The sequence below is a fragment of the Streptomyces pseudogriseolus genome (genome assembly GCA_002154585.1).
Lineage (GTDB): Bacteria > Actinomycetota > Actinomycetes > Streptomycetales > Streptomycetaceae > Streptomyces > Streptomyces pseudogriseolus.
The window spans coordinates 1-9011 of record MUNG01000355.1 but is presented as its reverse complement, the minus strand read 5'-3'; the positions used below and the strand labels follow the sequence as shown (position 1 = coordinate 9011).

Here is a 9011-nt window from a genome sequence, read left to right as displayed (position 1 = left end):
CCCCCCGGGCCCCCGTGGCCCCCCACGCATCGAAAGGCCGTACGGCATGATCGCCTTCGTCAGCGGCACGGTCGCCGCCCTCACCCCCGACACCGCGGTGGTCGAGGTCGGCGGCGTCGGCATGGCCGTCCGGTGCACGCCGGACACGCTGTCCACGCTCCGCGTCGGCCGGCCCGCGAAGCTCGCCACCTCCCTCGTCGTCCGCGAGGACTCCCTGACGCTGTACGGCTTCGCCGACGAGGACGGCCGCCAGGTCTTCGAGCTGCTCCAGACCGCCAGCGGCGTCGGCCCCCGGCTCGCCCAGGCCATGCTCGCCGTGCACAGCCCCGACGCCCTGCGCCGCGCCGTGGCCACGGGGGACGAGAAGGCGCTCACCGCCGTCCCCGGCATCGGCAAGAAGGGCGCCCAGAAGCTGCTCCTCGAACTGAAGGACCGGCTCGGCGATCCCACCGGCGCCCCCGCCGTCGGCGCGCCCGTCACCGCCGGCTGGCGCGACCAGCTGCACGCCGCCCTGATCGGCCTGGGGTACGCGACCCGGGAGGCCGACGAGGCCGTCGCCGCGGTGACCCCCCAGGCGGAGGCCGCCGAGGGCGCCGTACCGGTGGGGCAGCTGCTCAAGGCGGCCCTCCAGACGCTGAACCGCGCCCGATAGACCGCCGTCCGCCGGCCCACGACCGCGCCCGAGTCCGTACGGAGAGCTGAGGCACACGCACATGAACTGGGACGACACGAACGACACCGCCGCCTCCGAGCGGCTGGTGGAATCGGTCGCCGACCGCGAGGACCAGGCCGTCGAGGCCGCGCTGCGCCCCAAGGACCTGGGCGAGTTCATCGGCCAGGAGAAGGTCCGCGAGCAGCTCGACCTCGTGCTGCGCGCCGCCCGCGCCCGCGGCGCCACCGCCGACCACGTGCTGCTCTCCGGCGCCCCCGGCCTCGGCAAGACCACCCTCTCCATGATCATCGCCGCGGAGATGGGCGCCCCCATCCGCATCACGTCGGGCCCCGCCATCCAGCACGCCGGCGACCTGGCCGCGATCCTCTCCTCCCTCCAGGAGGGCGAGGTCCTCTTCCTCGACGAGATCCACCGCATGTCCCGGCCCGCCGAGGAGATGCTGTACATGGCGATGGAGGACTTCCGCGTCGACGTGATCGTCGGCAAGGGCCCCGGCGCCACCGCCATCCCGCTGGAGCTGCCGCCCTTCACCCTGGTCGGCGCCACCACGCGGGCCGGACTGCTGCCGCCCCCGCTGCGCGACCGCTTCGGCTTCACCGCCCACATGGAGTTCTACGAGCCGGGCGAGCTGGAGCGCGTCGTCCACCGCTCGGCGAGCCTGCTCGACGTGGAGATCGACGCCGACGGCGCCGCCGAGATCGCCGGACGCTCCCGCGGCACGCCCCGTATCGCCAACCGCCTGCTGCGCCGCGTCCGGGACTACGCGCAGGTCAAGGCGGACGGCCGGATCACCAAGGACGTCGCCGCCGCGGCCCTCGCGGTGTACGAGGTGGACGCCCGGGGCCTGGACCGGCTGGACCGGGCGGTCCTCGAGGCGCTGCTCAAGCTGTTCGGCGGCGGCCCGGTCGGCCTGTCCACGCTCGCCGTCGCGGTGGGGGAGGAGCGTGAGACCGTGGAGGAGGTGGCCGAGCCCTTCCTGGTGCGGGAGGGACTGCTCGCCCGTACCCCGCGGGGACGGGTGGCGACACCCGCGGCCTGGACGCACCTCGGCCTCACGCCACCGCGCCCGCAGGCCCCCGGAAACGGACAAGGGGACCTGTTCGGGGCGTGACGGCGAGCACGCTGGCCCGGGCAGGAACCCCGGTGCCATGCTGAGCGTTGTTCCTGTGGTGCGGACTCGCTTAGACTCCGCCGATGCCGCCCTTGCCGGTGGCGCCCCATACCCCCAACCATCAGGCCGTTCACCAACGCGGTCGTGTGAAGGAAGTTCCGACCCGTGAGTCTCCTGACCCTCCTCCCGTTCATTGTGCTCATCGGGGCCATGTTCCTGATGACCCGGTCGGCCAAGAAGAAGCAGCAGCAGGCCATCGAGATGCGGAACCAGATGCAGCCCGGTTCCGGCGTCCGCACGATCGGGGGCATGTACGCCACGGTCAAGGAGGTCAGCGAGGACACCGTCCTCCTCGACGCCGGGCCGGGTGTGGAGCTGCTGTTCGCCAAGAACTCGATCGGTGCCGTCCTGACCGACGAGGAGTACAACCGCATCGTGCACGGCATCGAGCACGACCTGCAGTCCGACGCCGACGTCGTCCCCGACGACGCCTCCTCCCTCACCGAGACCGACGACTCCTCCGACGCTGCCGCCGACTCCGACGACACGCCTGTCGACCTCGGCAAGAAGGACGCGGAGGACGAGCCGGCCGACGCCACGGCGGACGCGCGCGCGAAGAAGTCCGACGGCGACTCCGACGCGAAGTAGCCGCGTTCCGGGGCGCGCGGGCGGCGCCCGCGCGCCCCGGAACTTGCCCGGCTCGCACGGGATCATCCCGACACCATGTCATGGCCGCCGGCCTCCCGACCGGGGACGAGGCGGCCCGAGAGGGAGTACGAGAAGGTGGCAGCACTCAAAAAGGGACGGAACGCGAGCGCCACAAGCAAGCCGTGGCGCTCGCTGGCTCTGATCCTGATCGCCATCGTGGCGCTCACCGGAGGGATGTTCGCCTCCGGGCACACCACTCCGCGTCTCGGCATCGACCTGGCCGGCGGTACGAGCATCACGCTGGCGGCGGTCCCCGAGGCGGGCCAGGAGTCCGCGATCAACAAGACCAACATGGACACCGCGGTCTCCATCATGGAGCGGCGTGTCAACGGTCTGGGCGTCTCCGAGGCCGAGGTCCAGACGCAGGGCGACCGCAACATCATCGTCAACATTCCCAAGGGCACGAACTCCAAGCAGGCCCGGGAACAGGTCGGCACCACCGCCAAGCTCTACTTCCGTCCCGTGATCGCCACCGAGCTGGCCGGGGGCGGCGCCGCCCCGCAGCCGAGCGCGACCGGCGAGCCCTCCGCCGACCCCTCCGGCGACAAGGCCGACGACACGTCCGGGGACAAGGCGAGCGACGGCGCGAGCGAGGAGGCCACCGACGGTTCCTCGGCGTCCGCCACTCCCTCGTCGAGCGCCACGGCCCAGGGCCGCGCGGTCACCGACGCCCTGAAGGCCGACGAGAGCCCGACCCCCGCGGACAAGGCCAGCCCCTCCGCCTCCGCGACGGGCGGCGCCTCCGACCCCGACGCCAAGCTCCAGGCCGCGTACGCCAAGCTCGACTGCACCAAGGAGAGCGTCCGCGCCACGGCCGGTGACGGCGCCAAGGCCACCGACTCCACCGTCGCCTGCGGCCAGAACTCCTCGGGCCAGTGGCAGAAGTACATCCTCGGCCCGGCCGCCGTCGACGGCACCGACGTCGACGAGGCCGACGCCGTCCTGAACACCACGTCCGGCGCCGGCTGGACCGTGACCATGAAGTTCACGGGCGAGGGTTCCAAGAAGTTCGCCGACATCACCGGCCAGCTCGCGCAGAAGCAGTCCCCGCAGAACCAGTTCGCGATCGTCCTGGACGGCGAGGTCGTCTCCGACCCGTACGTCCGGCAGGCCCTGACCGGCGGCAACGCCGAGATCTCCGGCAACTTCACGCAGCAGTCGTCGCAGGAACTGGCCAACATGCTGTCCTACGGCGCCCTGCCGCTGACCTTCCGCGAGGACAGCGTCACCACCGTCACCGCCGCCCTCGGCGGAGAGCAGCTCCAGGCCGGTCTGATCGCCGGCGCCATCGGCCTCGCGCTGGTGATCCTCTACCTGCTGTTCTACTACCGCGGCCTGTCCTTCATCGCCGTCGCGTCGCTGCTGGTCTCCGCCGCCCTCACCTACGTGATCATGGCGCTGCTCGGCCCGACCATCGGCTTCGCGCTGAACCTGCCGGCCGTCTGCGGCGCCATCGTCGCCATCGGCATCACGGCGGACTCGTTCATCGTCTACTTCGAACGGGTCCGGGACGAGATCCGCGAGGGCCGCTCGCTGCGCCCCGCCGTGGAGCGGGCCTGGCCGCGCGCCCGGCGCACCATCCTGGTCTCCGACTTCGTGTCCTTCCTCGCCGCCGCGGTGCTCTTCGTGGTCACCGTGGGCAAGGTGCAGGGCTTCGCGTTCACCCTGGGTCTGACCACGGTCCTCGACGTCGTGGTGGTCTTCCTCTTCACCAAGCCGCTGCTGTCGCTGATGGCCCGCCGCAAGTTCTTCGCGAGCGGCCACAAGTGGTCCGGTCTCGACCCGAAGGCGCTGGGCGCGAAACCGCCGCTGCGCCGCACCCGTCGTCCCTCCGCCCCTGCCCAGACGAAGGAGGCGTGAGAGATGTCGAAGCTCGGCACCCTCGGCGCCCGACTGCACCACGGCGAGATCGGCTACGACTTCGTCAAGAACCGCAAGATCTGGTACGGCATCTCGATCCTGATCACCATCACGGCCATCGTCGGCCTGACGGTGCGCGGCCTGCACATGGGCATCGAGTTCCAGGGCGGCGCGGTCTTCACCACCCCGAAGAACATGAGCGTCTCGGTGTCCACCGCCGAGGGCTACGCGGAGGACGCCTCCGGCCACGACGCCATCGTCCAGAAGCTCGGTGACGGCAGCCTGCGCATCCAGGTCGCGGGCATCGACACCAAGACCTCGGACACCATCAAGGACCGGCTCGCCGACGACCTCAAGGTCGACGGCGAGAAGATCAACGCCGAACTGGTCGGTCCCAGCTGGGGCGAGCAGATCGCCAACAAGGCCTGGCAGGGCCTCGGGATCTTCCTCCTCCTGGTCGTGATCTACCTGGCGATCGCGTTCGAGTGGCGCATGGCCCTCGCCGCGTTCGTCGCGCTGATCCACGACATCACCATCACGGTCGGGATCTACGCCCTCGTCGGCTTCGAGGTCACCCCCGGCACGGTGATCGGTCTGCTCACCATCCTCGGCTACTCGCTGTACGACACGGTCGTCGTCTTCGACAGCCTCAAGGAACAGACCAGGGACATCACCAAGCAGACCCGCTGGACCTACAGCGAGATCGCCAACCGGTCGATCAACAGCACCCTGGTGCGGTCGATCAACACCACGGTGGTGGCGCTGCTGCCGGTGGCCGGCCTGCTGTTCATCGGCGGCGGCGTCCTCGGCGCCGGCATGCTGAACGACATCTCCCTGTCGCTGTTCGTCGGCCTCGCCGCCGGCGCGTACTCCTCGATCTTCATCGCCACCCCGCTCGTCGCCGACCTCAAGGAACGCGAGCCGGCCATGAAGAGCCTGAAGAAGCGCGTGCTGGCCAAGCGCGCCCAGGGCGGCGACCCGGACGACGGCCAGGACGCCCCCGTGAGCGACGACGGTCTCGACGACGAGCCCGCCGACGTCGCGGCGGCGGTCGTCGGACCCCGCAACCAGCCCGCGTCCCGCGCCCGCGGCCGCGGCCGACCCTCGGGGAAGCGCCGATGACCGACCACGCCGATCTGTCCGCCCTGCTGCTGAGCCGCATCCGGGACGTGGCGGACTACCCGGAGCCGGGCGTGATGTTCAAGGACATCACCCCGCTCCTGGCCGACCCCAAGGCGTTCGAGGCGCTCACCGACGCGCTCGCGGACGTCGCCCGCCGGGCCGGCGCCACCAAGGTCGTGGGCCTGGAGGCCCGCGGGTTCATCCTCGGCGCCCCCGTCGCCGTCCGCGCCGGCCTGGGCTTCATCCCCGTCCGCAAGGCGGGGAAGCTCCCCGGGGCCACCCTCAGCCAGGCGTACGACCTGGAGTACGGCTCGGCCGAGATCGAGGTCCACGCCGAGGACCTGGGCGCCGAGGACCGCGTCCTGGTCGTCGACGACGTCCTGGCCACCGGCGGCACCGCCGAGGCGTCCCTCCAGCTGATCCGCAGGGCGGGCGCCGACGTCGCGGGCCTCGCCGTGCTGATGGAACTCGGCTTCCTCGGCGGCCGGGCCCGGCTGGAGCCCGCCCTGGCGGGCGCCCCGCTGGAGGCGCTGCTCACGGTCTGAGGACCCTCGGGGACACCGGAGACGGCCCCGTACCCACCACGCAGGCGGACCCGGAGGAATCCGGCGTCCGCCTCGTGCGTTTCTCCTGTTGACGGTCCTCACACCGTTCCGGAGGCGATCGGCGGGCCCGGGCTCGCTACGATGGGGTCTCCGGAGCCTGACCGGGGGACCCGGATCGCGCACGAGGAGCCCTCTTGCCAGACGAGGCCCAGCACCTGACCGCCGCCAAGCCCGAGCCCGCCTCGGCCCCGGCGGCCAAGCCCGCACCGGACACGCCCCAGGCGAAGAACGACACCCGCGGGCCGGTGCAGCGCGCCCAGGGGGCTCCCGTGGACAAGCCCGAGCAGCCGCGGCCCAAGCCGTCCCCGCCCGAGCGTTCCGCGTCCCTGGCCCGCCCCAACACCGGCCAGCCCCGCTCCGGCTCCTCCAACCGCGTCCGCGCCCGCCTGGCCCGGCTCGGCGTCCAGCGGGCCAACCCGTACAACCCGGTGCTGGAGCCGCTGCTCCGGATCGTGCGGAGCAACGACCCGAAGATCGAGAACGCCACGCTGCGCCAGATCGAGCGCGCCTACCAGGTCGCCGAGCGCTGGCACCGCGGCCAGAAGCGCAAGAGCGGCGACCCGTACATCACGCATCCACTCGCGGTGACCACCATCCTCGCCGAGCTGGGCATGGACCCGGCCACGCTGATGGCCGGCCTGCTGCACGACACGGTCGAGGACACCGAGTACGGCCTGGAGGACCTGCGCCGCGACTTCGGCGACGTGGTCGCGCTGCTCGTCGACGGCGTCACCAAGCTGGACAAGGTCAAGTTCGGCGAGGCCGCGCAGGCCGAGACCGTGCGCAAGATGGTCGTCGCCATGGCCAAGGACCCCCGCGTCCTGGTCATCAAGCTCGCCGACCGCCTGCACAACATGCGCACCATGCGCTACCTCAAGCGCGAGAAGCAGGAGAAGAAGGCGCGCGAGACCCTGGAGATCTACGCGCCGCTCGCCCACCGCCTGGGCATGAACACCATCAAGTGGGAGCTGGAGGACCTCGCCTTCGCGATCCTCTACCCCAAGATGTACGACGAGATCGTCCGCCTGGTCGCCGAGCGCGCCCCCAAGCGCGACGAGTACCTCGCCGTCGTCACCGACGAGGTGCAGCAGGACCTGCGGGCCGCCCGCATCAAGGCGACCGTCACCGGCCGCCCCAAGCACTACTACAGCGTCTACCAGAAGATGATCGTCCGCGGCCGTGACTTCGCGGAGATCTACGACCTGGTGGGCATCCGCGTCCTCGTGGACACCGTCCGCGACTGCTACGCGGCCCTCGGCACGGTGCACGCGCGATGGAACCCGGTCCCCGGCCGGTTCAAGGACTACATCGCGATGCCCAAGTTCAACATGTACCAGTCGCTGCACACGACGGTGATCGGCCCCGGCGGCAAGCCCGTCGAACTCCAGATCCGCACGTTCGACATGCACCGCCGCGCCGAGTACGGCATCGCCGCGCACTGGAAGTACAAGCAGGAGGCCGTGGCCGGCGCGTCCAAGATCCGCACCGACGCCCCCCGGTCGTCCGGCAAGGACAAGGACGCCATCAACGACATGGCGTGGCTGCGGCAGCTGCTGGACTGGCAGAAGGAGACCGAGGACCCGGGCGAGTTCCTGGAGTCGCTGCGCTTCGACCTGTCGCGCAACGAGGTCTTCGTCTTCACACCGAAGGGCGACGTCATAGCGCTGCCCGCCGGCGCCACGCCGGTCGACTTCGCGTACGCGGTGCACACCGAGGTCGGCCACCGCACCATAGGCGCCCGGGTCAACGGCCGCCTGGTGCCGCTGGAGTCGACCCTCGACAACGGCGACCTGGTGGAGGTCTTCACCTCCAAGGCGGCCGGCGCGGGCCCCTCCCGCGACTGGCTCGGCTTCGTCAAGTCGCCCCGCGCCCGCAACAAGATCCGCGCCTGGTTCTCCAAGGAGCGCCGGGACGAGGCAATCGAGCAGGGCAAGGACTCCATCGTCCGTGCCATGCGCAAGCAGAACCTGCCGATCCAGCGCATCCTCACCGGTGACTCGCTGGTGACGCTGGCGCACGAGATGCGCTACTCGGACATCTCCGCGCTGTACGCGGCGATCGGCGAAGGCCATGTCTCCGCGCAGAACATCGTGCAGAAGCTGGTGCAGGCCCTCGGCGGCGAGGAGGCGGCCACCGAGGAGATCGACGAGTCGGTCCCGCCCACCCGCAGCCGCCGCAAGCGCCGCTCCAGTGCCGACCCGGGCGTCATCGTCAAGGGCGTCGAGGACGTGTGGGTCAAGCTGGCCCGCTGCTGCACCCCGGTGCCCGGGGACCCGATCATCGGCTTCGTCACCCGCGGCAGCGGCGTCTCGGTGCACCGCAGCGACTGCGTGAACGTCGACTCGCTGTCCCGTGAGCCCGAGCGGATCCTCGAGGTCGAGTGGGCGCCCACCCAGTCCTCGGTGTTCCTGGTCGCCATCCAGGTCGAGGCGCTGGACCGCTCCCGGCTGCTGTCGGACGTCACGCGCGTGCTGTCCGACCAGCACGTCAACATCCTGTCCGCGGCCGTCCAGACCTCCCGCGACCGGGTCGCCACCTCCCGCTTCACCTTCGAGATGGGCGACCCCAAGCACCTGGGTCACGTCCTGAAGGCGGTGCGCGGCGTGGAAGGCGTCTACGACGTCTACCGCGTCACCTCGGCCCGCAACCGCGGGTAGCGCGCGGGGGAGACACACGAAAGGGGCCGCCGTACCCGAGGTACGGCGGCCCCTCCCCGTTCAGCGCGGGCGCGGGCCCAGGTCAGCCGCCGAACTCCTGGAGACCCTTCAGGGCCTGGTCCAGCAGCGCCTGGCGGCCCTCCAGCTCGCGCTCCAGCTTCTCCGCCTTGGCGGTGTTGCCCTGCGCGCGGGCCTGCTCGATCTGGCCCTTCAGCTTGTCCACGGCGGCCTGGAGCTGACCGGTCAGACCCGCTGCCCGGGCCCGGGCCTCCGGG

The 9011-nt window shown here is 71.3% G+C and carries 7 protein-coding genes and 1 pseudogene; 7 read left to right on the top strand and 1 reads right to left on the bottom strand.

Features of this window, described 5'->3' with window-relative positions:
* Window positions 1-46: 46 nt before the first annotated feature.
* The 7 genes from ruvA to relA all read left to right on the top strand — a co-directional run bounded on the left by ruvA (window position 47) and on the right by relA (window position 8736).
* Window positions 47-652, top strand: a complete 606-nt coding sequence (gene ruvA, locus CCN29_RS27190; protein ID WP_006136195.1) for a Holliday junction branch migration protein RuvA — start codon at window positions 47-49, stop codon at window positions 650-652.
* Between the two features lie 61 nt (window positions 653-713).
* Complete coding sequence (ruvB, locus tag CCN29_RS27185) at window positions 714-1784, top strand: Holliday junction branch migration DNA helicase RuvB (protein WP_086685227.1); 1071 nt, start codon at window positions 714-716, stop codon at window positions 1782-1784.
* A gap of 165 nt (window positions 1785-1949) precedes the next feature.
* A complete protein-coding gene (gene yajC / locus CCN29_RS27180; protein WP_006136192.1) occupies window positions 1950-2432 on the top strand; it encodes a preprotein translocase subunit YajC in 483 nt (160 codons plus the stop codon).
* Between the two features lie 135 nt (window positions 2433-2567).
* Window positions 2568-4352 (top strand): protein translocase subunit SecD, encoded by a 1785-nt coding sequence (secD, locus tag CCN29_RS27175; RefSeq protein WP_086685224.1) that lies wholly within the window; start codon window positions 2568-2570, stop codon window positions 4350-4352.
* 3 nt (window positions 4353-4355) lie between these two features.
* Window positions 4356-5474 (top strand): protein translocase subunit SecF, encoded by a 1119-nt coding sequence (secF, locus tag CCN29_RS27170; protein ID WP_006136189.1) that lies wholly within the window; start codon window positions 4356-4358, stop codon window positions 5472-5474.
* Window positions 5471-6019 carry an adenine phosphoribosyltransferase gene (locus CCN29_RS27165; protein WP_006136188.1) on the top strand — a complete coding sequence of 183 codons (549 nt, stop codon included), beginning with the start codon at window positions 5471-5473 and terminating at the stop codon, window positions 6017-6019. The genes secF and CCN29_RS27165 overlap by 4 nt, the downstream gene beginning before the upstream one ends.
* Window positions 6020-6213: 194 nt before the next feature.
* Window positions 6214-8736, top strand: a complete 2523-nt coding sequence (relA, locus tag CCN29_RS27160; RefSeq protein WP_006136187.1) for a GTP pyrophosphokinase — start codon at window positions 6214-6216, stop codon at window positions 8734-8736.
* Window positions 8737-8818: 82 nt separating this feature from the next.
* On the opposite strand, the pseudogene CCN29_RS27155 reads toward relA, so the two are convergent.
* A pseudogene (locus CCN29_RS27155) lies at window positions 8819-9011 on the bottom strand (DUF349 domain-containing protein); the annotation flags it as partial.